This window comes from Clostridium sp. LY3-2 (genome assembly GCF_024705715.1).
Lineage (GTDB): Bacteria > Bacillota > Clostridia > Clostridiales > Clostridiaceae > Clostridium.
In genome coordinates this window covers 1-25,184 of record NZ_JAMDLQ010000023.1, presented here as the reverse complement: position 1 = coordinate 25,184, position 25,184 = coordinate 1, and the positions used below count along the sequence as shown (strand labels likewise).

26 protein-coding genes, 2 pseudogenes and 1 riboswitch are annotated in these 25,184 nt (G+C 28.5%); of the genes and pseudogenes, 3 read left to right on the top strand and 25 right to left on the bottom strand.

The features are described 5' to 3' along the window. Window positions 1–10 precede the first annotated feature (10 nt). The 3 genes and pseudogenes from M4I33_RS08170 to M4I33_RS08160 all read right to left on the bottom strand — a co-directional run bounded on the left by M4I33_RS08170 (window position 11) and on the right by M4I33_RS08160 (window position 3,991). Entirely contained in the window at window positions 11–2,002 is a 1,992-nt protein-coding gene (locus M4I33_RS08170) for a triple tyrosine motif-containing protein (RefSeq protein ID WP_257916329.1), read from the bottom strand. Window positions 2,003–2,191: 189 nt separating this feature from the next. Then, window positions 2,192–2,635, bottom strand: coding sequence for a YaiI/YqxD family protein (locus M4I33_RS08165; RefSeq protein ID WP_257916328.1), 444 nt, complete (start codon window positions 2,633–2,635; stop codon window positions 2,192–2,194). Window positions 2,636–2,646: 11 nt separating this feature from the next. Then, a pseudogene (locus M4I33_RS08160) lies at window positions 2,647–3,991 on the bottom strand (glucose-6-phosphate isomerase). 748 nt (window positions 3,992–4,739) lie between these two features. Here M4I33_RS08160 and M4I33_RS08150 point away from each other — a divergent pair. Both M4I33_RS08150 and M4I33_RS08145 read left to right on the top strand, forming a co-directional pair. Continuing rightward, window positions 4,740–5,399, top strand: a complete 660-nt coding sequence (locus M4I33_RS08150) for a hypothetical protein (RefSeq protein WP_257916327.1) — start codon at window positions 4,740–4,742, stop codon at window positions 5,397–5,399. A 15-nt stretch (window positions 5,400–5,414) separates the two neighbouring features. Beyond that, window positions 5,415–6,230 carry a hypothetical protein gene (locus M4I33_RS08145; protein ID WP_257916326.1) on the top strand — a complete coding sequence of 272 codons (816 nt, stop codon included), beginning with the start codon at window positions 5,415–5,417 and terminating at the stop codon, window positions 6,228–6,230. Here M4I33_RS08145 and M4I33_RS08140 read toward each other — a convergent pair. The 6 genes from M4I33_RS08140 to M4I33_RS08115 form a co-directional block, all read right to left on the bottom strand. Further along, on the bottom strand, window positions 6,227–6,442 hold the full coding sequence (locus M4I33_RS08140) for a hypothetical protein (protein WP_257916325.1): 216 nt from the start codon (window positions 6,440–6,442) through the stop codon (window positions 6,227–6,229). The genes M4I33_RS08145 and M4I33_RS08140 overlap by 4 nt on opposite strands. A 406-nt stretch (window positions 6,443–6,848) precedes the next feature. After that, window positions 6,849–7,217 (bottom strand): hypothetical protein, encoded by a 369-nt coding sequence (locus tag M4I33_RS08135; RefSeq protein ID WP_257916324.1) that lies wholly within the window; start codon window positions 7,215–7,217, stop codon window positions 6,849–6,851. 806 nt (window positions 7,218–8,023) lie between these two features. Next, the gene (locus M4I33_RS08130; RefSeq protein ID WP_257916323.1) at window positions 8,024–8,569 is read right to left on the bottom strand and encodes an SMI1/KNR4 family protein; all 546 of its coding nucleotides are present in this window, start codon (window positions 8,567–8,569) and stop codon (window positions 8,024–8,026) included. Window positions 8,570–8,744: 175 nt separating this feature from the next. Beyond that, the gene (locus tag M4I33_RS08125) at window positions 8,745–9,251 is read right to left on the bottom strand and encodes a peptidoglycan recognition family protein (protein ID WP_257916322.1); all 507 of its coding nucleotides are present in this window, start codon (window positions 9,249–9,251) and stop codon (window positions 8,745–8,747) included. A 157-nt stretch (window positions 9,252–9,408) separates the two neighbouring features. Next, entirely contained in the window at window positions 9,409–9,561 is a 153-nt protein-coding gene (locus M4I33_RS08120; protein ID WP_257916321.1) for a zinc-ribbon domain-containing protein, read from the bottom strand. 229 nt (window positions 9,562–9,790) lie between these two features. Then, window positions 9,791–10,567, bottom strand: coding sequence for an immunoglobulin-like domain-containing protein (locus M4I33_RS08115; protein WP_257916320.1), 777 nt, complete (start codon window positions 10,565–10,567; stop codon window positions 9,791–9,793). Window positions 10,568–10,802: 235 nt separating this feature from the next. On the opposite strand from M4I33_RS08115, the gene M4I33_RS08110 reads away from it, so the two are divergent. Continuing rightward, entirely contained in the window at window positions 10,803–11,147 is a 345-nt protein-coding gene (locus tag M4I33_RS08110) for a helix-turn-helix domain-containing protein (RefSeq protein ID WP_257916319.1), read from the top strand. Window positions 11,148–11,220: 73 nt separating this feature from the next. On the opposite strand, the pseudogene M4I33_RS08105 reads toward M4I33_RS08110, so the two are convergent. From M4I33_RS08105 to M4I33_RS08030, 16 genes and pseudogenes are all read right to left on the bottom strand, one after another. Continuing rightward, window positions 11,221–12,468, bottom strand: a pseudogene (locus M4I33_RS08105) (FAD-dependent oxidoreductase); the annotation flags it as partial. Window positions 12,469–12,552: 84 nt separating this feature from the next. Then, complete coding sequence (locus tag M4I33_RS08100) at window positions 12,553–13,719, bottom strand: iron-containing alcohol dehydrogenase (RefSeq protein WP_257916318.1); 1,167 nt, start codon at window positions 13,717–13,719, stop codon at window positions 12,553–12,555. A gap of 356 nt (window positions 13,720–14,075) precedes the next feature. Beyond that, window positions 14,076–15,608: a glutamine-hydrolyzing GMP synthase gene (gene guaA / locus M4I33_RS08095; protein ID WP_257916317.1), complete on the bottom strand. Its 1,533-nt coding sequence runs from the start codon at window positions 15,606–15,608 to the stop codon at window positions 14,076–14,078. Between the two features lie 102 nt (window positions 15,609–15,710). Next, a complete protein-coding gene (gene guaB / locus M4I33_RS08090) occupies window positions 15,711–17,165 on the bottom strand; it encodes an IMP dehydrogenase (protein ID WP_257916316.1) in 1,455 nt (484 codons plus the stop codon). A gap of 159 nt (window positions 17,166–17,324) precedes the next feature. Further along, a riboswitch (purine riboswitch) is annotated at window positions 17,325–17,422 on the bottom strand. A 68-nt stretch (window positions 17,423–17,490) separates the two neighbouring features. Continuing rightward, window positions 17,491–18,210 carry a hypothetical protein gene (locus tag M4I33_RS08085; RefSeq protein ID WP_257916315.1) on the bottom strand — a complete coding sequence of 240 codons (720 nt, stop codon included), beginning with the start codon at window positions 18,208–18,210 and terminating at the stop codon, window positions 17,491–17,493. Between the two features lie 66 nt (window positions 18,211–18,276). Next, a complete protein-coding gene (locus M4I33_RS08080; protein ID WP_257916314.1) occupies window positions 18,277–18,555 on the bottom strand; it encodes a hypothetical protein in 279 nt (92 codons plus the stop codon). Window positions 18,556–18,608: 53 nt separating this feature from the next. Then, entirely contained in the window at window positions 18,609–19,691 is a 1,083-nt protein-coding gene (locus M4I33_RS08075) for a hypothetical protein (protein ID WP_257916313.1), read from the bottom strand. Between the two features lie 51 nt (window positions 19,692–19,742). Then, a complete protein-coding gene (locus tag M4I33_RS08070) occupies window positions 19,743–20,222 on the bottom strand; it encodes a prepilin-type N-terminal cleavage/methylation domain-containing protein (RefSeq protein ID WP_257916312.1) in 480 nt (159 codons plus the stop codon). Between the two features lie 13 nt (window positions 20,223–20,235). Beyond that, window positions 20,236–20,784 carry a type II secretion system protein gene (locus M4I33_RS08065; RefSeq protein ID WP_257916311.1) on the bottom strand — a complete coding sequence of 183 codons (549 nt, stop codon included), beginning with the start codon at window positions 20,782–20,784 and terminating at the stop codon, window positions 20,236–20,238. 27 nt (window positions 20,785–20,811) lie between these two features. Further along, window positions 20,812–21,495: a hypothetical protein gene (locus M4I33_RS08060; RefSeq protein ID WP_257916310.1), complete on the bottom strand. Its 684-nt coding sequence runs from the start codon at window positions 21,493–21,495 to the stop codon at window positions 20,812–20,814. Then, window positions 21,470–22,057 carry a PilN domain-containing protein gene (locus tag M4I33_RS08055; RefSeq protein WP_257916309.1) on the bottom strand — a complete coding sequence of 196 codons (588 nt, stop codon included), beginning with the start codon at window positions 22,055–22,057 and terminating at the stop codon, window positions 21,470–21,472. The genes M4I33_RS08060 and M4I33_RS08055 overlap by 26 nt, the downstream gene beginning before the upstream one ends. Window positions 22,058–22,063: 6 nt before the next feature. Then, window positions 22,064–23,068: a pilus assembly protein PilM gene (gene pilM, locus M4I33_RS08050; RefSeq protein ID WP_257916308.1), complete on the bottom strand. Its 1,005-nt coding sequence runs from the start codon at window positions 23,066–23,068 to the stop codon at window positions 22,064–22,066. Between the two features lie 18 nt (window positions 23,069–23,086). Then, window positions 23,087–23,851: an A24 family peptidase gene (locus M4I33_RS08045; RefSeq protein WP_257916307.1), complete on the bottom strand. Its 765-nt coding sequence runs from the start codon at window positions 23,849–23,851 to the stop codon at window positions 23,087–23,089. A gap of 65 nt (window positions 23,852–23,916) precedes the next feature. Then, complete coding sequence (locus M4I33_RS08040) at window positions 23,917–24,363, bottom strand: type II secretion system protein (protein WP_257916306.1); 447 nt, start codon at window positions 24,361–24,363, stop codon at window positions 23,917–23,919. A 27-nt stretch (window positions 24,364–24,390) separates the two neighbouring features. Further along, window positions 24,391–24,789 (bottom strand): type II secretion system protein, encoded by a 399-nt coding sequence (locus tag M4I33_RS08035; RefSeq protein WP_257916305.1) that lies wholly within the window; start codon window positions 24,787–24,789, stop codon window positions 24,391–24,393. Window positions 24,790–24,792: 3 nt separating this feature from the next. After that, window positions 24,793–25,184 (bottom strand): type II secretion system F family protein (locus M4I33_RS08030; RefSeq protein WP_257916304.1); only part of this gene is annotated, 392 nt, incomplete at its 5' end.

The following is a 25,184-nucleotide window of genomic DNA, read 5'->3' as shown; positions in this document are numbered from 1 at the left end:
TAAGTTAACTTTAAACTTCAAATTCTATTTCTGAGTAATCCTCATAATTTACTCTCTTGTAATAACTCTTAGAAAGTACAATCATTCTATAATATCCCTTTGAAAAAGGCATAAATGTATAATATTTTTTCTTACTATAGCTTTGCGCTTTTATCCAATTCCCTTTTTCCATAATATAAAACTCGTAGCAAACATCTTTTCCGCCATTACTACTTACTTTAAAAGTTACTTCTTTTCCTATTTCAATAACCTTTTTATCTATACTAATTTTAGTATCAGTTACAGGTGTTGCTTCGTGAACATAAAAACTTAATTCTTTTCTAGAATCAAATTCCTCTTGGCATCTTATATGTTTTGAAAAAACTTCAAAAGTATATTTTCCTGAAACCTTTGGAACAAACTTTAACTTTTTATTAGTTATGTAGCCTGTTTCTTCGACTACATGTCCATTTATCTTAGTTATATAATTTATTAAAACATTTTTAGTTTGCTTTACTATAGCTTCTATTTCTATAGGGTCTCCTATTAAATAAATGCTTTTATGAGGGAATAATATGTGTTCAATCTTTGCAGGTAAATAATCACGAGCTTTTACAAAATAACTCATACTCGCATCATAAGACTCTTTAGAATATTTATCTTTAACTTCTACCCTAACTTCGTAATCTCCCTTTTCTTTTGGAGTGAAGTTTATCCAATTCGCTTCATTAAAATCTATTCTTTCAAGTTCAACACCATTATTTAATATAGTAAATGAATAAGATAGATAAGTTCCGCCTTCTGCAATTATCTTAACATTAACAGGTTTTCCAATTAAAACTTCTCCCTTTTGATCGCCTATAACATCAACTATCCTAACTGGTTTAGCTGCCTTTTTATCTATATCAAAAAGTATAGTTTTCTTTACTTCAAAATCTCCATTAAAAGAAGCATCCTTAGCATAAACAGTTATCCTGTATTCACCTTCTTTTGAAGTTTCCCAAGTAAATTCTGAGTTTCTAGTATAACAAGAATCATCTGAAATAGGTCCATCTACTATATATCTATATACTAATTCTCGACCACCTTCTGCATTAACTTTAAAATTAATTTTACTTCCTGATACTTGTGGTGATTTTAAATCTGCTGAAAAGCTTCTGATTTTGATAGGTTCATATAAAGATACATCATAAACCATAAGGGCTCTATCATCAAATTCTTTATTTGAAAAGATATCTCTCATATAACAAAGAAGTTTATATCGTCCTTCTGTTGTTTCTGAAAAACTTACTACTCTTCTTGAAGAGAAATCTTGAACTACTGTGCTTCTTCCATCTTCATCAATTTTAATAAATTTAAAAAGAAGTGGTCTAGTCTCATCAAGATTTGCAAAAACCTTAAAAACTAACTCTTCATTTACTAATAATGATTCAGTTAGGCATTTAAAATCTGTTATTTCACCTTTATTTTTTTCTTTTATATTAAACTTTAGAGTTTTAAAGTCATCTACATTTTTAGCTGAATCTATTTTCTTACATTCAACTAAAACTTCTTCTTCCCCATTACCGTGTGCTGAATATGAAATAGTATCTTCTCCAGAATAATCACGTACAACTTCCCACTCGTCATTGATTTTTTTAGAAAATCTAAAAAGTACTTCTTTTTCATCAGTAATTACTTTTATATTTATTTTTTCGCCTTCAATAAATTCTTTTTTCTCTACAATTATATCTTTAATCAATTTACATTCCTCTTCCTTGGCAAATATTTCAAACTCTTCTTTTGCTAATAAATCAAACGGCTTATTTGAATTTCTCTTCTTACCTTGAACCATAATCATATATTCTCCTGGCTCTTCTGGCACCCAAAGCCCTTGTCCACTTTCGTTAAATTCTTTTATAGTGCTCCAAAGACCTAAATTTCCTATAAGAACTTTATAATCAATTATATCATCACAATCTATATCTACTTTTATATTACTACCTACTGACTGCGGACTTCTTTTATTAAGCAAAATATTCATTTTCTAAAAAATCCCCCTTTTAAATAGATCCTCTAAATTCTATTTTAAATTATACCATTTTTTGTAAATATTTTAAAGGTAGATTATTCTATTATTATACAATATTTCTTTTATGTAATTATTATTATAAATTTAATTTTGAATTTTTTATAATAAAAAAAGCTAATATTATATGTAAAAACATAAATACTAACTTTCTAAATTCTTTTCTATTGAAACTCTTAAGTTTTTAATTAGTCTATTTTCATCTTCTATACTTCTTTTTTTAGGACCTTTAGTTCTTACACCTGCTTTTCTAAGCTTAGAATGTATATGTCTTTGTGAAAGCATAGAGTCTATATTATCCTCTGAATAAATATATCCTTTAGGACTTAAAACCTTTGCCCCTTTAGGTAAACATATAGCCGCAACTCCGTAGTCTTGAGTTATAACTATATCTTTGTTTTTAACATTATTCATTATAAACATATCTGCACTTTGAAAACCTGAATCTACAACTATTACTTTTGCGTAATCACTTCTTATGTAGTGGTTTATATCACAATAGATTTCTACTTCTATAGAATACTCTTTTCCTAATGATTCAATTTTGGAGATGCTAGGACAAGCATCTCCATCAATTAAAATTTTCATAAATCCTAAGATTATAATCTCTTTTCTAATTCAGCTTTTATATCTTCATAACCTGGTTTTCCAAGTAAAGCAAACATGTTTTTCTTGTAAGCTTCAACTCCTGGTTGGTTAAATGGATTTACTCCTAAAAGATATCCGCTAATTCCGCAAGCTTTTTCGAAGAAGTATACTATTTGAGTAGTAAGGAGTTAATTCTGGTACGTTAAGAACCATGTTTGGTACTCCTCCATCGTTGTGTGCAAGTAAAGTTCCTTGGAAAGCTTTTTGGTTTACGAAGTTCATGTCTTTTCCAGCTAAGAAGTTTAATCCGTCTAAATCATCTTCTGTAGCTTCGATAGTCACTGATTCTTCAGGGCTTTCTACGTTTATAACAGTTTCGAAAAGATCTCTTCTTCCTTCTTGGATGTATTGTCCCATTGAGTGTAAGTCTGTTGAGAAGTCAACAGCTGCTGGGAATATACCTTTGTTATCTTTTCCTTCTGATTCTCCGTATAATTGTTTCCACCATTCATTTAAATAGTGTAATGATGGTTCGTAGTTAACTAATAACTCAATAGTTTTTCCTTTATTGTAAAGAGCATTTCTTACAGCTGCATATCTGTAGCATGCATTTTCTTTTAATGAAGGGTTACTAAACTCTTCTCTAGCATCAGCTGCACCTTGCATCATTTCATCTATATTAATTCCAGCTACTGCAATTGGAAGTAATCCAACTGGTGTTAATACTGAGAATCTTCCACCAACATCATCTGGGATTACGAAAGTTTCGTATCCTTCAGCGTCTGCTAAAGTTTTAAGAGCTCCTTTAGCTTTGTCTGTTGTAGCAAAAATTCTGTTTTTAGCTTCTTCTTTACCATATTTCTTTTCTAATAGGTCTTTGAAGATTCTAAATGCTATTGCAGGTTCAGTTGTAGTTCCTGATTTTGATATTACGTTAACTGCAATATCTTTTCCTTCTACAGCTTTTAGTAATTGAGCCATATATGTTGAACTTATGTTGTTTCCTACGTAGAAGATTTGTGGAGTTTTTCTATCTTCTTTGTTTAATACGTTGTAGAAATTGTTAGTTAACATTTCTATAGCTGCTCTAGCTCCTAGGTATGATCCACCTATTCCGATAACTATTAAAACATCAGCGTTTTCTTGAATCTTTTTAGCTGCGCCTTTGATTCTTGCAAACTCTTCTTTGTCGTAATCTACAGGTAGGTCGATCCATCCTAAGAAATCACTTCCTGCTCCTGTTTTTTCGTGTAACTTTTTGTGTGATGATTCAACTAAGTCGCTCATATATTCTATTTCTTCCATTTGAAGATATGGAGCTACTTTAGATAAATCTAATGATAGTCTTTTAGTCATAATAGTTGCCTCCCTAAAAATATTAATCTACATAAATGTATATTATGCTTTATGTAGTATATTTATAACTTGAAATTAATATAAATAACGTTTTAATCTATTACCTTTACATTGTACAATAAATATCAAATTTGTTAAACATATTTTAATTATAGCTATAAACTGTTTACCATTTCTTAAAATTTTAATCAATTTGAAAATTAAACTGGTAACGTTTACTAATTTTCTTTTTCTTAATATATAGTCAATATAATATCTATATTTTTAAAATAAAATATAACTGACTTTATTTTAAATAAAAGGGAAGATGGGATAAAATTAAAGAAAAATATAACTTAGCTATCTATTGCGGAGATAATTTAGGGGACTTCCCAAACGGATATGATAAACAATCAAATGAAAAGAGAAATGAAATAGTTTCTAAAGAAAAAGATAACTTTGGAACTAAGTATATAGTACTTCCTAATTCAGCATACGGAGATTTTGAAGGTGCTATTTATAGTTATGATTACTCAAAATCACCTTCTGAAAAGTTAAAAGATAGATTAAGCGTTATAAAATCATTTGAATAAGATAAAGCTTCCTAATAATTTTTAGGAAGCTTTTTAATATATTTACTTAAAGCTTATCTAAATTACAAATTATCTTAAATTTAGATTTTTATATAATTATAATTCTATTTGAACAATTAAAAATAAATTAGATATATGGTATAATTTAACTAAATTTAATATAAAAAGGAGTAATCATGAGTAAAAAGAAAATTATTATACCAATAGCAATTATTTTAATTATTTGCCTTTCTTTAGGCACTTATCTTTTCTTAAATAAAAATTCAAGTAAAAATGAAATTAAAAAATTAAGTTCTCTTATGGACAAGCCTTACGAAATAATCAATTTAAATACAACAGATGGAACTACAACACTTAATATAAAAGCTGATTTAGATAAACATAATTCTATAATTTTAGCTAAGAGAATAAATAACGAATTAGAAAGCAAAAAAGTAAAGATTTCTTATTATAAAGATAACCCTTCAGCTGATTCAAATGGCTTTTATACTGAAGGAATGACTAACGAATTAGAAATAAATAAAGATCATAGAAAGCTTTATTTTAATGAATTTAAAGAAGATAAATTAGACGACTCTTTTAAAAATTTATCTTTAAAAGATATAGAATATAAAAACGTAACAAATACAGGAGATATCTCAGAAGTTTCAGTCTCTTCAAAGGATTTAAACGAAAATAATCTTAATGAAGAGCTACATCTATTAAGTAAGATAATAAAAGATGAAAATCCAAAAGTTAAAAACGTAATACTTACTGCAAACCTAGAAAACCTTACTTACGGTATAGCTTCAAGTAACCCTAATATAGTTAGAATCTCAGAAACTATAGAATATTAAAATTGGAGGTTAATTATGAATACAAAAAAATTAATACTGTCTTCTTTAGTTTGTTTTTCTTTTATTATAGGAATGGTAACTATCCCTGCAAACGCTACTCCTAATGAGGAAGATTCAGATTATATTTCACTTTCAAAACTTACAACTTCAAAAGAAGGAACTATAACAAACCCTTCTAAAGATACTGTAGAATATAAGTTTTCAGATAACATAATAAAAATTGATTTTACATCACCTTTTATAAATATAAATGATAAAATAATTCCATTAGAAACGGAAGAAATAAACGGTTTAAAACTGCCTAGTTTCAAAGCGAAATTTAAAAGAAACGAAGAAAATCAAATCATAATTAAATCTTCTTTAATAAAGGATACTTTAAATATAGAGTTAAACAATGCAGAAAAAAAGGAAAATGAAGAAGAAACAGAAAATACAAATGATTTAACTAACCAAGCTCCAGAAGAAAATACTAACCAAAACGTAACTACAAATACTAGACCAAACCAAAACAATAGCACTACTCAAACTAGACCTAATAATAGGCCTAATCGCCCTAGCGGAAATACAGGGTCTAATACTAATAATAATGGCAATAACTCAAATAACAAACCAACTAAACCTGTAAAACCACCTGTAACAGATGATAATAATGAATCTAACGATAATAACTCTAATGGCAATGATAATAGTAATAATAACGATAATTCAAACGAGGATAATAATACCTCTAAACCTGATACTGGTGGAGATAACAATTCAAACGGAAGTAATTCAGGCTCTTCAAACACATCTCCAGAGCAAGAAACTCAAACCCAAGATAATTCTAATTAAGGATAACAAAAAGAGCAAAGTTTTAATTCTTTGCTTTTTTTATATTTTCCTACTCCTATTTCAATCAATGAATCGATAAAATTCCCTGTCCTCCAATATATAGTTGGTTCTTCTGAAATATTTTCTACTTCAAACTCTATATTTATTGGAACATATATATCAAATTTAATACTTTCTTTTTTAACTATTTCTTTATGGATTACTTTTAGCATACTATAAAAACTCCTCCCATTTATTTATGGTTTATAAACAGCATGTTTTATTGCTTGCAATAATCCCGCTTCTCTTCGTTTACTAAAAATCAATTCCCAATTTCCTCCATTCATAATTTTATAATTTTTACTGCATTGTTTAATTGCATATAAAATTTAATTTTCAAATTCTAAAAGTAAAATTTAACTATTTATAGGTATCTTTAGGAAATTTTAAATATATTCAACCATATGCTTTATTCTACTTGTGTGATTCCTATAATTTTAACCTATAATAAAAAAGTAATGAATCAGATTCCTTAAATTTTAACTGATTCATTACTTAATACTTTCATTAAATTATTTATATATATTTAATTTGTATAAATACTTATATGTAAAAATACTTACAAATATTTTACTCATTTTAATAAATATCTATCCTTTGACAATAAAAACTTATATATTCACCTTCTAAAATATCTATAGGAATAGTACCATCTTCTAGTTGTAGTACTATTTCACCTACCTTAGCTAAATTATTTTTTTTAGCTATTAGTTTAGCAATTATATTATAAGATAACTCTTCTTTTTGCTTTTCTATATAGAATTTTTCATTATCGGATTTAATTACATTTCTATTATTAAAACAATACACAGGCTCTGTTATTACCTGATTTACAGCTAGATTACATGGCTGAGAAAAACATATCAACTCATTAACCCCATCTGTAATTGAAACTTCTGCTTCTAATGCACTTTCTGAAATCATATTTATATTTTTTATTTTAAGCATATTATCCTCCTTATTATTTAATAATTCCTAAACTTAGAGCTTTATTTAATAATTTTAATACAGTCCTAATATGAAATGTTGTAATAATTTTCAATTGATCTATCGATTCCCACAAATACATATTTATCACTACTAATATCAGCTAATAACTTAATAAATCTATTTAACCAAGAATTATATTTCCATTTTATAACCTTACCAATATAATTATTACCTTTAGTCACGTGACCTTTATGCCTACAAATAATTACCAATATTTACTATCAAATAATAATTTTTTAAGTTTACTAACAATTCCTATTTCTTTATAATTTAAATTATATTTTCTATTAATAGAATCAGTGATTACATACTAAATAAACTATGCTATATTCCGCCTTCATATTCTCTACAACCTTTAGATAAATAATATTTATACTTTTCAATTTGTATAATATCAATTTTATTCAATATTCATATAATTATTTAATTATTGAAAATACTGTTTACCCATACACGTATTTTTCTCTTGTTTGATTATATACACCATGTGTACTACATAATATTTCATACACATCTTGAGCATAATATCTTATATATCATTATTTAAATGAATTTTCATACATTTTCCCATCTGAATAATAAACTAGAGGAACAACAATTACAGCTTTATGACAACTATCTAACCCTCAGTAACAACCAGATAGTAAAATATAAACATTTATAACAATAAATTTATTTCTTTTAATATTATTAGCATTTAATTTTTTTAAATAAATCTATATCCAAAAGATAACTTTATTTAAACAATATACATTAATTATTTTTTATAAAAGATCACTCCAAAAAGGAATATAATTTAATTTTTCATAATCTATATCACTTTGATTTTTATATCCAAATTCTATTTTTAAATATGAACTTAGATTTTCGCCATAACAAATTATATCAGTATCATGTATTGAAAATATTGGCGTATCTATCCTATTAACTTGTGGCATATATCTATGAGCATATATGGGTATTAATTTAGGAGCTTTTTTTAATAAATTTCTAATAATTTCGACTTTTTCTAATTCATTATTAGGCTCTTCCCCCCACTTTTCACACCAATATACTTCATTCGCTAATTCATATATATCTTTTATTGGTCTTTTTATAACTTCCTTTATAAACTTTATATTTTCATAATTAAAATTTCTCCAATTATAAAATCCTTTTGATATAGGTAATGCTATTTTATATAACTCTTTTAATTCTTTAGGAAATTCAATATTAAAAACTTCTTCTATTCTTTTAATCTCATCATTTGATAATCCAATTTCAAATTCTACTCCTTTGCTTTCCAATTTATTAATTACCTGTTTATACATTTAAATTTCACCTGCTCTGTTCTCACATCTATAATTACCTTTATCGATATTATACTTTATATTAATTCCACTTTATTATTATATTTGTAGTTACTTTTATATTTATAAATTTAAAAGATATCATTAATTAAGCTTTCTAATCAATGATATCTTTATTTTATAATCTAAAATTATTTCATATATTAAGTTTCGCTTTAATTTCTTCAAATGGGAACTTACTGCCTGGACATTCTGTGTTTTTAACATCTTTATGTCTTTTAATTTCTTTTATATTATATTTATCTATTAAGTAATTAGATAAATCAATCAAGCTTTGAATTTGCTTTTCTGTAGGTTTTTGATTATTAAAATTCCCTTCTAAAGCTATACCAAATGCTTTTGAGTTATAACCTGGAGCATGTGATCCAACTGCATTTTCAGGTCTTCCCCTATATATAGTACCATCCTTTCTTATATAAAAATGATATCCTATTCCAGCCCACCCTCTATCTAAATGCAGCTGATGTATTTTTTCAGGTGTAATATTATCGTCTGCTATATGATGATATATTATAGTAGTCGGTTTTAAAGTATACGTTAAAGGTTTTGCCCACTTATAATTAACTTCATTTATTTTAGGTACTTTTTTAGCTTCAGATCTATTTCTTTTGAATCTTTTTAATCCTTTTAATATATTTCTCATATCTACCCTTAAATTTATTATTATAATTAAAATATACGATAATAATATAATTTTGTTACATATACACACTAAATATCTATATCTTGAATTATCTAATAGTTATTTTTTTATATAAAAAAAGGTTGTAGTTTAAACTACAACCTATAACAATCTAAAATTATCTTCTATTTTGTTCTTTCTTAGCTCTTCTACAAGATACACATCTTGTTGGCTCATTTTCAAATCCTTTTTCTTTGTAGAATTCTTGTTCTCCTACTGAAAATATGAATTCACTTCCGCAATCTCTGCATTTTAATGTTTTATCTGACATAAACATTCCTCCTAAAATTAAAGATTCTAAATTGATATATAATCTCTAATTTTGAGAACTATTTACCTAAATGAAACTTTTTTTGTTAGCTATTCGCTACTAATTTAGTATAACATATTATTTAATTACTTACAAGCTTTTTTATTTTTTTAAATATTTTAAAATTAATACATTTTTTTCTATATAGAATTAACACTTCTAATAAATTGTACTATTTAAAAAGTATATCTTACTTTTTCTTAGTTAAAAATACTATTCCTAATCCTGTTGTTATTGTTCCAAGTAGTACCATTAATGATGAATATCCTGTTTTAGGTAGCTTATTATTATTATTATTTATATAATCATTATCTTTTACTACAATACTCACTTCTTTAATAGTTTTAACTCCTTTAGAATCACTAACTTCATAAACAATTTTATATTTTCCCGCCTTACTTGTATCTACCGTATTTTCTATAACTTTTATATTTTTAGTTATATCCCCATCTTCTCTATCAAAAGCTGTAACTCCATCTATTTCATTAAATTTATCACCTAACTTTAACACTTTATCCTTTGCATATATTATAGGTGCATTATTTATTTGAACTACTTTTAGTATTACTTTAACTATTCTTTTAACTGTAGTTTTATTACCGTCTGAGTCTATTACTTCGTATGTTATTTCATAGCTTCCTGGCTTTTTAGTATTAACTTCCCCACTTACTTTTATATCTTTTGTTAAATCTCCATCCTCGGTATCTTTTGCTGTTACTCCAGCCATAGGATCGAATTCATTTCCTTGTGTTATATTGCAATTATTTGCACCGTTTATTATTGGCTTACTATAACTAATTACTTCTACTGGCACCAATGCTCTTGCTTTCATATTATCTACACTAGATTGAGTAGTTTTAATAAAAATATTTGTTTTACCCTTAACTTTTGCTATACCATCTACAAATAAACTATTATAATCCGATTTTTCATCTACACCAACCTCGAAAGTATGACCTTTAAACAATTCCTTCCCTGAATCAAGCCCTAAGTTTTTTATATCAATTTCTATATTTCTTACATCTGTTCCTATAGGTACTTTTATTTCGTCTCCTTTATATATTATATAATTAAAATATACGATAATAATATAATTTTGTTACATATGCAATACACTTAATATTTTAGAACTTATGATTTATTTTTATAATAGATTATATTTTGTTATAATGATTATATCTTTAAACTTAAGGAGTGATATAATGCCTGCAGATAGAACTAATAAAGTTAGCTGTCATAGTTATAGATGTGAAATTGAAGTCACGCTAGAAGTAATAGGTGGTAAATGGAAGTCACTTATAATTTGGACACTTGGCCTACATGATGTTATTAGATTTAACGAATTTAAAAACATAATACCAGAAATAAGCCAAAAAATGCTGACTCAACAATTAAGAGATTTAGAAAAAAATAAATTAGTTAATAGAAAAATATATAACCAAGTTCCTCCTATGGTAGAGTACTCACTTACTGATATGGGAAAAAAACTACTTCCTATTTTAAAAGAAATGGATTTATGGGGGAAAGAATTTGTAACTATGTTTTAATTTAAACTAAAAGGATTTATAAACATTTCAATATTTATAAATCCTTTAATCTTATACTTAAACTTTTCAAAAACTATATACATAATTTAAATTGTTTTTTATTAACAATATACTGATGTATATTTTCAGCAATAATTTTACTATTATTAACTGCTTCAACTACAGTTTTCGCCCCACTTACTATATCGCCTGCTGCGAATACCCCAGCTATTGATGATTGTCCATTTTCATCAGTTTTAATTAATCCAAACTCATTAAACTCTAATCTTTTTTGATTATACTTTTTAGCTTGTTGACTTATAGCAATTATTACTGAATCTAATCTATTTAATTTTTCTGAACCATCAATACTAACTATTTTTGAGTCATGGTCTTTTATCTTTTTAGTACTTATAGTAACTAGCCCTTCATCAACTATTTCCACTGGTGATTCAAAAACCTTGAAGTTCACCCCCTCTTCTCTAGCCGAATTTATTTCTTCTAGAGCTGCCGTCATATCGCTAAAATCTCTTCTATAATAAATAGTAGTATTAGCACCTGTTCTTCTTATAGTCCTAGCTGCATCCATCGCAACATTACCTGCGCCTATAACACCTACATTTTTTCCTAAATTAAATGATTTTGGTTCTTTTAAATAATCTATAGCATAATGAACATTGTATCTAGTTTCGCCTTTTATTTTTATCGATTTAGCTTCTTCTAAACCTATTCCAAGGAAAATCGCCTCGTATCCGTCTCTAAATAAATCTTCTATTTCAATACTCTCTAAAATAGACACGTTAGTTCTTATTTTAACGCCTAATTCAGTTAATTTACCTTCTATTAAGTTTATAATTTCTTTATCTAATCTAAAGTTTGGTATACCATATCTAAGAACTCCTCCTATTTGTTGATTTTTCTCAAATATAGTTATGTTATATCCCTTTAATGCTAATTTAAATGCTAGGCTTATACCTGCTGGGCCTCCACCTATTATTGCAATTTTTTCATTTAACCTTTTATTAACTCTTAATGCAATATTCTCAAGATACATTTTTGATATGTAGTTTTCTATATCATAAAACCTCACCGGTTCTCCATTTATTCCTCTTATACAATTTCCGTAACATTGTCTTTCATGAGGACATACAATCGAACAAACAAGTGAAAGTGGATTGTTACAAAATAAAATTTCACCTGCTTCTCTTATTTTCCCATCATTAAATAAATTAATTATTTCTGGTATAGGTGTGTTTATTGGACAATTATTACTACATTTTGCATTTCTACATCTTAAGCATCTATTTGATTCTAACTGCAATTTTTCTAATCTTTCCATTCTTTTTACCTCCTTTAGAAAAAAAGAAGATTATCCTAAAATAATCTCCTCTTAATCACAATACTTTAAATTTATTTAAAGTGAACTTTAAAAATTAACATCTTCTCCATAATAAACAGCTTCGAATAAATTCTTCATTTCTTCTACTGATATTTCTCTTGGGTTAGTACCAGTACAAGGGTCTGCAACTGAAGTTTCAGATATTGAATCTAAATTTTCTCTAAACATTTCTTCTGAAATACCAAACTCTTTCAATGAATTAACCATTCCCATTTTAGTTCTTAATTCTTTAACTAATTTAATTAATGATTCTACTAATTCATCCTCTGTATCTCCCTCTAATCCTAATCTTCTAGCAATATCTGCATACGAATCTTTTGCAGTTTTAGCATTAAATTGAATAGCCGCAGGTAAATATATAGCATTAGCTAATCCATGAGGAACATTAAATATTTTTCCTGTTTTATGAGCCATTGAATGAACTATTCCTAATATAGCATTTGAAAATGCCATTCCAGCTAAGTTTTGTGCTATATGCATATCTTTTCTAGCTCGATTTTGTCCTTCAAATGAATTATATAAATTAGATACGATCATTTCTATTGATTTCATTGCTAAAGCATCTGTTATAGGATTTCTAGCATTTGAAACATAAGCTTCTATAGCATGCGTTAAAGCATCCATACCAGTATTTGCAACTAAATCTTTAGGCATAGTTTGTACTAAATTAGTATCAACTATAGCTATATCTGGCGTTATATTATAGTCTGCAATTGGATATTTAACTCCTGTTTCATTGTCAGTTATTACTGAGAATGCAGTAACTTCTGTAGCAGTACCACTTGTAGTAGGTATAGCTATGAATTTAGCTTTTTGTCTTAGTTCTGGTAAGTTAAATGGCTTAGCAGCCTCTTCAAAAGTAAACTCTGGATACTCATAAAAAATCCACATAGCTTTGGCAGCATCTATAGGGGAACCTCCTCCGATACCTACTATTAAATCTGGCTTAAATTCATTCATCATTTCAACACCTTTTCTTACTGTTGCAACTGATGGATCATTCTCAACTCCACAAAAAACTATTGTTTCAATATTTGCTGCCTTTAAATTTTCTCTCACTTTAGGAACTGTTCCGTCCTTTATTAATCTTTCTGAACCAATAACTATCATAGCCTTTGATCCTTTAGCATTTTTTAAATAATCTACTGCGTCTTCTCCAAAATATAAGTCTCTTGGTATTGTAAATCTTTGCATGTAAATACACCTCTTTATATATTAAAATTTATTTTTAAAATTTTTTGCCTATTCCCTAAGCACAAACTTAGTATAAGACAGGGTTTTAACAAAAAAAAGAAGGCACTTTTTGGTTAGGCAGTTACTAAAAGGTGTGCTTTGACATCTTTTCTAGTCTAGATTTTTAAAATTTTTTTATTTAATTTCTAATAGCCAAAATAGTTTTATTAATTTTAATTATAGCTATTACTCCACTTTTCAATAGTTTTGGTGAGCAATTTGGTGGTGAACTATATAAAAATAAGCCTATTTTATAGGTTATCGATTAAAATAAACTCTATAAAACAGGCTTTATTATTTCTAATTACTTATATATCTTATTCCCACTCAATAGTTGCTGGTGGCTTAGAAGTTATATCATAAACAATTCTGTTTACTCCTTTAACTTCATTTACAATTCTTCTACTTACTAAATCTAATAACTCGTAAGGGATTCTAGCCCACTCTGAAGTCATAGCATCACTTGAAGTAACAGCTCGTAAAGCTATTGTGTGACAGTAAGTTCTTTCATCTCCCATAACTCCAACTGATTTTATGTTTGGAAGACAAGCAAAGTATTGCCATATAGTTTCATCTAAGTTAGCGTTTGCTATTTCTTCTCTGAAGATTGCATCTGCTTCTCTTACGATTTCAAGCTTTTCTTCAGTTATGTCTCCTAGAACTCTTATTGCAAGTCCTGGACCTGGGAAAGGCTGTCTCCATACTAATTTGTGAGGGATTCCAAGCTCTTCACCTACAGCTCTAACCTCATCTTTAAATAATTCTCTTAAAGGCTCTATTAAATCGAATTCCATATCTTCTGGAAGACCACCTACGTTGTGGTGAGATTTTATAACAGCTGAAGTTTCAGTTCCACTTTCAACTATATCAGGGTAAATAGTTCCTTGTACTAAGTAGTCTATTTCTCCAACTTTTTTAGCTTCTTCTTCGAATACTCTTATAAATTCTTCTCCGATTATTTTTCTCTTAGTTTCAGGGTCTGAAACACCTTTAAGTTTTCCAAGGAATCTATCCTCAGCATTTACTCTTATGATATTCATATCAAATTCTTTTTTGAATACTCTTTCAACAGTATCCCCTTCGTCTTTTCTAAGTAAACCGTGGTCTACAAAGATACAAGTTAAGTTGTGTCCTATAGCTTTATGAACTATCATAGCTGCAACTGATGAATCAACTCCACCTGATAATGCACATAAAACTTTTCTATCTCCAACTAATTCTTTTATTTCTTTTATTTTATCTTCAGCAAATGAAGCCATAGTCCATGATTTACCTAAGTTACATATTTCATATAAGAAGTTTTGAAGCATTTTTTGACCAAATGGTGTATGTTCAACTTCTGGGTGGAATTGAACTCCGTAAAGGTTTCTTTCTTCGTTTTCCATAGCTGCGATTGGACACACTTCTGTGTTAGCTATGATTTTGAACCCTTTTGGAGCATCTGAAATGTAGTCAGTGTGACTCATCCAGCAAATGTCTTCTTCTTTTATTCCTTTAAATAATTTTGAAGTATTATCAAGGTTTATAGAAGTCTTTCCGTACTCTCTAACTGGAGCTGTAGAAACTTTTCCTCCTAAAGTGTGAGCCATTAATTGGTCTCCGTAGCATATTCCAAGTACTGGAACACCTAATTCAAATATTTCTTCTGATACTTTTGGAGAATCTTCACCGTAAACGCTGTTTGGTCCTCCTGTAAATATTATTCCTTTAGGATTTTTTTCTTTAATTTCTTCTATAGTACGTTTATATGAAATAATTTCACAATAAACTCCACACTCTCTTACTCTTCTTGCTATAAGCTGATTGTATTGTCCACCAAAATCAACTATTAAAACTAAATCTTTTTTCATGGCTTCCTCCTAGATTTTTCGTTTATTTTATGTTTTCCGTCAATATTACTAGATGATTATAACATATTTCTCATTATAAATCTTCAAATTACGAATATTTTATTAATGAGTTACGCTATAGTTCGGTGCTTCTTTTGTTATATTTATATCATGAGGATGACTTTCTCTAAATCCTGCTGATGTTTGAATTACAAAAGTTGCAGTTTCGTATAATGTATCTAAATCTTTAGATCCTAGATATCCCATACCTGATTTTAATCCACCAAGTATTTGGAATATAGTATCAGTCACAGAACCCTTAAATGGTATTCTTCCTTCTACTCCTTCAGGAACTAATTTCTTATTTCCACTTTGGAAGTATCTATCCTTAGAACCAGCTGCCATAGCACCTAAAGAACCCATTCCTCTATAAACTTTGTAGCTTCTTCCTTGATACATTTCTATTTCTCCTGGTGACTCTTCGCAACCTGCAAATAATGATCCCATCATAGCTGCGCAAGCACCAGCTGCTAAAGCTTTAACTATATCTCCCGAATATTTGATTCCTCCATCAGCTATTACAGGAACTCCGTGTTTTTTACCAGCTTCTGCACAATCCATAACTGCTGTTAATTGAGGAACTCCAACTCCTGCTACAACTCTAGTTGTACAGATAGATCCAGGTCCTATACCAACTTTAACGCAATCTGCTCCAGCTTTTATTAAATCTTCAACTGCTTCTGGAGTCGCTACGTTACCAGCTATAATTTGTAAATCAGGGTATTTATCTTTTACTTTTTTAACAGCTTCAAGAACTCCTCTTGAGTGACCGTGTGCTGTATCTATAGTGATTACATCAACTTTAGCTTTGTAAAGAGCATCAACTCTTTCCATCATATCTCCTGTAACCCCTACTGCTGCACCGCAAAGTAATCTACCTTTTGAGTCTTTTGCTGCATTTGGGAAAATTCTAGCTTTTTCTATATCTTTTATAGTTATTAGCCCTTTTAAATTTCCTTCGCTATCTACTAATGGTAATTTTTCTATTTTATGCTTTCTTAAAATCTCTTTTGCTTCGTCTATTGAATTACCTTCTGGAGCTGTTATTAGATTTTCTTTAGTCATAACATCTTGAATCTTTTGAGTATAGTCTGTCTCAAAAGTTACATCTCTATTAGTTAAGATTCCAACTAGTTTTCCGTCAACTGTTATTGGAACTCCTGAAATTCTGTATTGACCCATTAATTCTTCTGCATCTTCTAAAGTGTTATCAGGTGTTAAGAATATAGGATCAGTTATTACTCCGTTTTCTTGTCTTTTAACTTTATCAACTTCTTTAGCTTGTGCTTCTATGCTCATGTTTTTGTGGACTATTCCGATTCCACCTTCTCTAGCCATAGCTATAGCCATTTTTGATTCAGTTACTGTGTCCATACTTGCACTTAATAGTGGTATGTTTAAAGTTATTGTTTTTGTTAACTTTGTTTTTAATGAAACCTCGTGAGGTAATATCTCTGATTTGTTTGGTACTAATAACATATCGTCAAAAGTATAAGCTTGCTTTAAAATTTTTGCCATTGTAGATCCTCCCTATTTTGAATATATTTCTTGCATTAAATTTTATTTTTGCAAGAATAATTGCAATTTCACTTTAATTTTTTGTATAAAAAAAGCACACTAACCTCATAAGTGAAGTTAATATGCAAAATCTAGTCCTATTAAAAAATAGGACTTGTCCTGTATATCAAATTCACTCATAGTCGGAAATTTATGGTTCCCGGTAGATACTCCCTGCCGTATTCAGGGGATATACGAGTTTCGATGTGCATCCATCATTAAATTAAACTAATTATAAATTAGATATTTTTCAAAGTCAATAACTTTGAAGGCAAAATTGCAATTTTTATTCTATATATTCTACATCTCCGATAATTATATCTTCTTTATCTGAGCTTCCAGTATTACTATTCCAGTTATTTATAAATCCATCTAATTCATTATTTATTTGTACTATATCATTATCAGTAAGAATATCATTCGCCGAAACATCATTATCTATCAATCTATAAACTGAATGAAAAGTTGAAATTCTCATATCTATTTCTTCAGCAAGGATAGTTGAACTTGATAATGTTAGTCCTGGCGCACTAGTCATTCCAAAATCATCATTACCAACCTTAATTTTACCATTAGTTATTATTACTGTATTTAATATCATCAATGGGCTACTCTTAATTTTTAAATATGAATTATCATCTTTTAAATTAATTAAGTATATATTTATCCCTTTTTTAGTAATTTTTCTAACGCCGAGATTCTTACTTGCATCTGCATACCTATCTAAATCACTAATTTTGTTAATCTCTAATGTACCTCTCTTCTCGAAAGTAAAATTAGGTTCTACAAAATCTTCTTTAGCCATATTTACAGTTACATTTGAAGGAGTAGCATATGCATTTTGGATAAAATTACTGTTGTCTACATCTCTAACATTCCAAAGTGTAACTACACCATCTAATCCTCCACCACACTCTATATCTGCTTTTTTAGTACATAAAACATATTTAAATACACTATTATCGCCAGCTACAAAGTTTTTATTTACACTTAAAGTCCCTTTCACCTTACTCTTTTTAGTTCCTTTAGTAGCTTCGCTTTCTACTAAATATTTATTATCATTTCTGCTTACTTAAATTTTTACCTCAATATTTTCATTATTAAATATATCATTGATTTCATATTCCTTCTTAGGATCCCCATTTTTTAAAGTTATTGCCCCACTTTTTATTCTAGAGTAAGCACTTTCTATTCCACTTTCTGCAGCGTAAGTTAAGTCACTCTCTACTTTAACATTATTATGTTGACCTGTTGTATGCATAACAGAGGTTGTAACTATTCCCCCTACTGTTATTAAAATAAATGTTATCCCTAAAACTAATAATAAAGAACTACCTCTCTTCTTTCTCATTAATCCACCCCATTACTTTTAACTTAGGGCTTAGTAAAAACTAAGCCCTAACTTTAATATTCATATTCTATAGTACCCCAATAATCAGTACCACTTCCTCCAACATCACTGTTGTTTTCCCAGTTACTAGCATATTTTGCTATCTCTAAATTAAGTTTCCTTATATCGCTTTCCTTTAAAGGATGATTATCATCTGGTCCTTGTGGTGCAAAGTTAAAAGTTATAGCACCATTAGACCCTAGATTTAGGCTTTTACCTATTATACTAGCCCTTGATAAATTTATTGTACCTCTATTTTCAAAATCAAAATTTATATCTCCATTTGACATTACTATAAACTTTTCACCTTGGCTTGTTGCATCTTTAAATTTAAAGTTTATAGTATCTGAATTTAATAAATAGACAGGATATTTACCAGAGTACGGGTGACTTAAATCTAATTCTATTTTCACTACTCCTTGTCCTATTTTGCTATTTAGATAAGATAACATCTCATTTACATCTTTCACTACAGCATTCTTATCTGTATCTTTTAATTTTTCAAAATTAAATTGTGGCAAAGTAAACGCATAGTTAGTTACAGTTTTACCTACTGTTCCACCTGTAATATTATCTTTATCTCGTATATTTATAGGGCTTGGATCAGCGTTTATAGACCCTCCACTCATAGTTACACTATCAGCGCATAAAACATTTTTGAATATACTTTCGCTACCATAATTTTGACCAAAGGTTGCTTTAACAGTCTTAGATTTCCCCTCACTATTAGTTCCTGTACTTTCTATTAAATAATGATTTTGTTTTATGTTTCCATTACTATCTTTTAATCTTTCTATTTCTGCATAAATACTTATTGAATTACTATTAAATTCAGATTCACTTACTATTATCTTTTTATCACTTTCTGCCGTAGGTTCCCAATTTGAATTTAACTTTTTATTTTTAATTATTCTAGAAACACCAATTTCTATCCCTGACTCTGCTGCATAAATTAAATCTTCAGAGTCTTTTGTCGTTTGATTTAACCTCGTTGTGCTTAATATTGCTTTTGAAACTATTCCTAAAAGCACTACTAAAATTGCTACTATTCCTATTACTAAAACTAAACTCGATCCTTGCTTCTTCTTATACTTCATTTAATCACAACTCCAAATAGCTTTATTTATTTTTAAAGCATCTTTGGTATCTTAAAGACTTCCCTGACTGTTTCTCGGTGTAATCATAGATATAAATTCTTCTTCTACTTCACCTTTTTTAAGTTTTATTTTTAATTTATACTGATTATCTACTTTACTTAATTCAAACGCTTCTAAATTTGAAGTAGGCGTTGCTATCTCTACTCCCGGATTGTCTTTAGTTTTAGATAATTTCTTATTACTTAAATCAGCTACATATGAAAATATTTTCCCGCTACTATCTTGAAAAGTAACTCCAAAATCCCCGCTAGGTAACTTTTTAATCGTATCTTTTTTTGCTACCTTTAAATCATTTTCTATAGCATCTAAAACTATTCTACCTTCATCTTGAAGAATACTTTCTGTACTCGATGTAACTAGCATCCTATTAGATGAAAGGTATAGAGAAATTATTAAACTTCCAAGTATAGTCCCTATAAACATAACTGCTATAAGTTCTATTAAAGTAAAACCTTTTTTCTTAACTTTCAAAATTCTCACCTCTCTAACTTACTGTAGAAATAAGTGATTTCCTTTGGACAGAACTATTCTCTCCTTTTGATACACTCCAAACTGTAGTCGTAAATTCATATACCTTTTCGTTTTGATTATTTACTATATTAAGCTTCATTAAATAAGAATTATCCATTACTCCCACCTTATTTTTTAAGGAGTTAAAATTATCTGTATCAGAACAATCTCCTATGGTAAATGTATCTTGAGGTGCTCCTGTCTTTATTACTTCTTCTTTTAAAATTTTTTCTTTAACAGCTTTAGTTAACTCCTCTTCGTTATCAAATGCTATATAATAATTTGCCCCTGGCGCATTATATATATTCTTTGTTAAATAAGGTGTTCCCCCTGGTCTGTTTCCTCTAACTACCTCATAAAAAACTTTTGACATACTGTTTGAATCAAAGGTTTTCTTATTTATCGAATTATATGAAAAGGTAGTAAGTATAAGACTCATTATTGCTGTACTAACTATAATAAATACAGTTAGTCCTGCAATCATTTCGATTAATGTAAAGCCTTGCTTTTTCTTATTTTTCATAGCTTACCCCCAAAAATTACTAGAAGGTTATTCAAATAAATTACCTTTACCATAGCTTCCATTATTAAAGTCATAATCTTCTTTTTCATTAGAACCTGCAATATAATATAAAACTCCTATAGTTGATGTGTCCTTTTGACTTGTGAAATTTTGAACTTCTAAGATTCTATTATCAGTTTCTAATTTATCAACAAATGTCATAACATCATTAAACTTTCCGTCTAAAGTCAAATTTACTGTAAAAGTAGAAAGCCCGCTTGTAGCACCTAAAGTTTCAGCGCCTTCTTGATTCTTATTTTCTTGATTTTCACTAGTACTATTACTAGTATTTTCTGTATTTCCAACTACTGCAACTTCTCCGAAAGAGCTGTTTGTTATCTTAACTTTGCTTTGAAGTGCCATATCTTCAAGGTCTCCTATAATCTCTGGATACCTATCAGTTTTAGGAATAGTTTTTGAAGCTTCCTCATACTTTCCTTTTAAATCAGTTAACTCTTTTTCATTTTTTGCTATATCTAAACTTATAGTCTGAAGTCCTTCTGCTTGAGCCTCAAGACGTTTTATATCTTCTTCTAATGGTTTTAATTTTTTATTTAAAGGAGTTAATATGAATGTATTTATTAAAAAGACAGTTCCTAAAATCCCTGCACAAGCTAGAATAATTTTTTCACTTTTAGTTAGCTCTCTACTGCTTGTCTTCAGCTTTAACATCACCATTCACCCCTTTTGCATTTATTTTTAGGTTAAATGTAACCTTGTCCTTTCCTGTTAGACCACTTATATGTGAATTACTAAACTTATCACTTTCTCTTAAGTTAGCCCAAAGGTGAGAAACATCTGATTTGCTCTTAGCTTCACAAGTTAAATTTAAACTTCCACTTAAGCCTTCAGCCTCTAAATTACCACTCTTTGCAAAAGTTATATTTGATATCTTAACTCCACTTGGGAATAAAGAAGAAAGTTCTACTATAAGTCCGTCTGTATCTTTACCTTTTAAAACAGATAATTGTTTTGCTTTTTCTATATGCTGCTTAGTAAGATTTATATCTCTTACTAAGGCTTCGTTTTTAACTACTAGCTCTTTATTAGAGTCTACTTGCTCTTGTAGATTATTTCTCTTTATCTTAAGAAGTGCCTCTTTACCAAAAATATATCCACCAGACGCAACCACAACTACTAAAGCTAAAGCTATACTTAAAGCTACATGTTTTTTTCTATCTATAAGCTTCTTTTGGTTACTATAGGTATGTGGTACTAAATTAAGTTCTCTCATATCACATTACTCCTTTCTTAAAAGCAACCCATAAGCATAAAAATAGTCTTTTAAATTGATTTTTTTAGGTGCTTTGACACTAGATTTTAAATCATTAAAGCTTGGAAGGTCTGAAACTTTAGTATTAAAACTAACTTCTAAAAACTGCTCTACACCATTAATCATAGTTGAGCTTCCTAAAACGTATATCCTATCTAAGTTCTTTTTTACTTTACCTGATGTGTAAAACTGAATAAGAGAGTTGTATTGATCTACTAAGGATTTAAAGAATCTGTCATACTTTTCTTCTTCCTCACGAACTTCTATAAGATCTATTGATTCTAAATATTCTTTATACTCTATAAGATTATTTATATATTTATCTGTAGATTGATATAACCCATAGCTTTGATATTTTTCAATATTAAGCTTATTCCACTCTGTTATAATCATTGAATTTGAATGCCCGTCTATACATAAAACACCTGATGATTTAATCTTTTTATTAAAATTATTTTTTAGATTTCTAAATACTCTAGCACAAGCATTTGCATATATATCTATAGCTTTAACATTTAATTTAAGAGCTCTTCCTAAATCTATGTAAGCATCAATTTTCTCTTTTAAAACTGCAACTATTAAAACATTTGCATTACCGTTGTTTTCATTTTTATCGTAGTGAATGACTTCATAATCAAAATAAAATTCCTCAATCCTATCACCTACGAATTGTTTTAGTTCAAATTCTACTGAATCTCTCATCGCTTCTTCTTTTGCCATAGGCATAGTTACATGCCTTGATACAATATCACTTCCACGAACTACAAACATACAATCATTAACCTTAGCCCTTTTTTCTATAAAAGGCTTAATAACTTCTGTAAGCTTTTCTACGCTAAAAATTTTATCTTCACTATAAGCTTCACTCGGTGTTTCTAAGATAATACCGTCTAAAATTTTATATTTCTGTCCTACTAAAATAGCTATTCTTTCTTCATTGATATCTATAGCCACTAAGTCCTTCTCAAACATTACTCCCACCCCTTTACATTAAAAAAACGTGCCAAAATACCAGTTTAAAATATCATTTCCAAACAATATAGTAATGTAGGTACTTATAGCTATGTATGGACCAAACGCCATTTCTTCTTTTCCACTTTTCTTTTTACTTATCATAAGATAAATAGCAGCTATCCCTCCAAGTACTATAGATAAAAATAAATTAAGTAAGTTTAACTTCATATTCAAGAAAAATCCTACCATAAATATAATTTCAACATCTCCCATACCCATAGCGTTAGTTGTAACAACTATAATCAAAAGAATAAGTGCTGGAATTATAACCCCTAAAGCTATATTTATAAGGTTTATATCTCCTCCTGTAAAAAGTTTTATTATAATAAATAAAACTCCAAATATAATTCCAAGTATTATGTTACTTGTATAAACAAATTGAGTCTTATAATCTATAATTCCTATAACAATTAAAATTGCTGTTAAAGAGATAAACTTTAAAAACTCTAAACTAAATCCAAATTTAATAAATAAAACTAAAAATAATACCCCCGTAAAAGCTTCTACTAAAGGATGTTGTTTTGATACCTTCGTATTACAATATCTGCATTTCCCTTTTAAAAATAAAAAGCTAAATATAGGAACTAAATCTTTAGGACCTAACTTATGCTTACAATACCCGCAATGTGAAGGTGGAAATGCAATAGATTCTTCTTTTGGAATCCTAAAAATGCAAACATTTAAAAAGCTACCTATAATACATCCAAAACAAAAAATTATAACTCCTAAAATTAACTCCATATCTCTCCCTTTCTTTTTTAAAAAGCTCCTTTAATTCCTTAAAGGAGCTTTGTTTATTTTATTTATTATGATGTTGCTATTGGTGTATTACTTTTCCATACTCCATTATCATCAACACTACAATCTGCTTTTTGATTTACAATGTCATAGCAATCCTTAATTGTCATGTCACCCGCTGCACCTGCTCCAATTTTAAGCTTGTTTAATTCTTTTACAGCATCTGCTTGAGCTTCTTTACCAGACGCTAAGCTTGCAACAGATTCTTTTGCTAAAGCTACATAAACTGATGTACTATCAGTTATGTCTTTACCACCCTTCATTTTATACGCGTCAACTGCCATTGTAACTTTTCTAGATTGATCTATAACTGCTGTCTTTTTAGCTTCTTTCATATACCCTGCTATCTTTGGTACTAAAATTGCTGCAAGTATTCCTATAATTGCAACTACTGCTACTAATTCAATTAGTGTAAACCCTTTCTTTTTCTTTCCCTTTCTAATTAACTTAACCATTATTATACCTCCAAAAATTTATTTATTTTAAATTAGCCCTACAAATTCACCTGAAGAGTTAACTTTAAAATCTCGTCTATTTTCAACAATCTCATAAATTATATCTAAACTTATATCATCTGAAAGTTTTTCTATCTCTTGGTCTTCTAATAGTTTGCTTGTCCCATAATAATTTTTAACAGCTCCAACTGTATTATTAGTAAATCCCAATACAGAAATGTCTTTAAACTCTTTATTATTACTTTCTTCAAAAATAATAACTGACATCCTTATATTTCTAGCTTGATCTATAACTAATACTTTTTTAGCTTCTAAAAAATATCCTTGAATCTTTGGCATAAATATACTTACTAGAACTAATATAATAGCTATAACAGCCACTAATTCTAAAAGTGTAAAACCCCTAATTTTCTTTATCTTATTCACATCCTACATAGCATTTATAGCATCCATCATATTAAACATAGGTAAAAGTAATGCTGCTACTATAAATAAAACTATTACTGCAAGAACCATAATTAATATAGGCTCTATTAAAGTAACTAGCTTTTCTATAGCTGCTTCTACTTCACCGTCATAATACTCTGAAGTTTTTATTAAAATATCTTCTAAAGCTCCAGTTTCTTCACCTACTGTTATCATTTGAGTAAGCATAACTGGGAAAATATTAAGGTCTTCTATAGTTTTTCCTATAGGATGACCCTTTTTAATATCTTCTTTTGCTTTTTCTAATTTAGTTTCTATATAAGCATTTTCAAGCACTTTAGAAGTTATCTCTACTGCACTTAATACGCTTACCCCTGAAGAAGTAAGAACTGCAA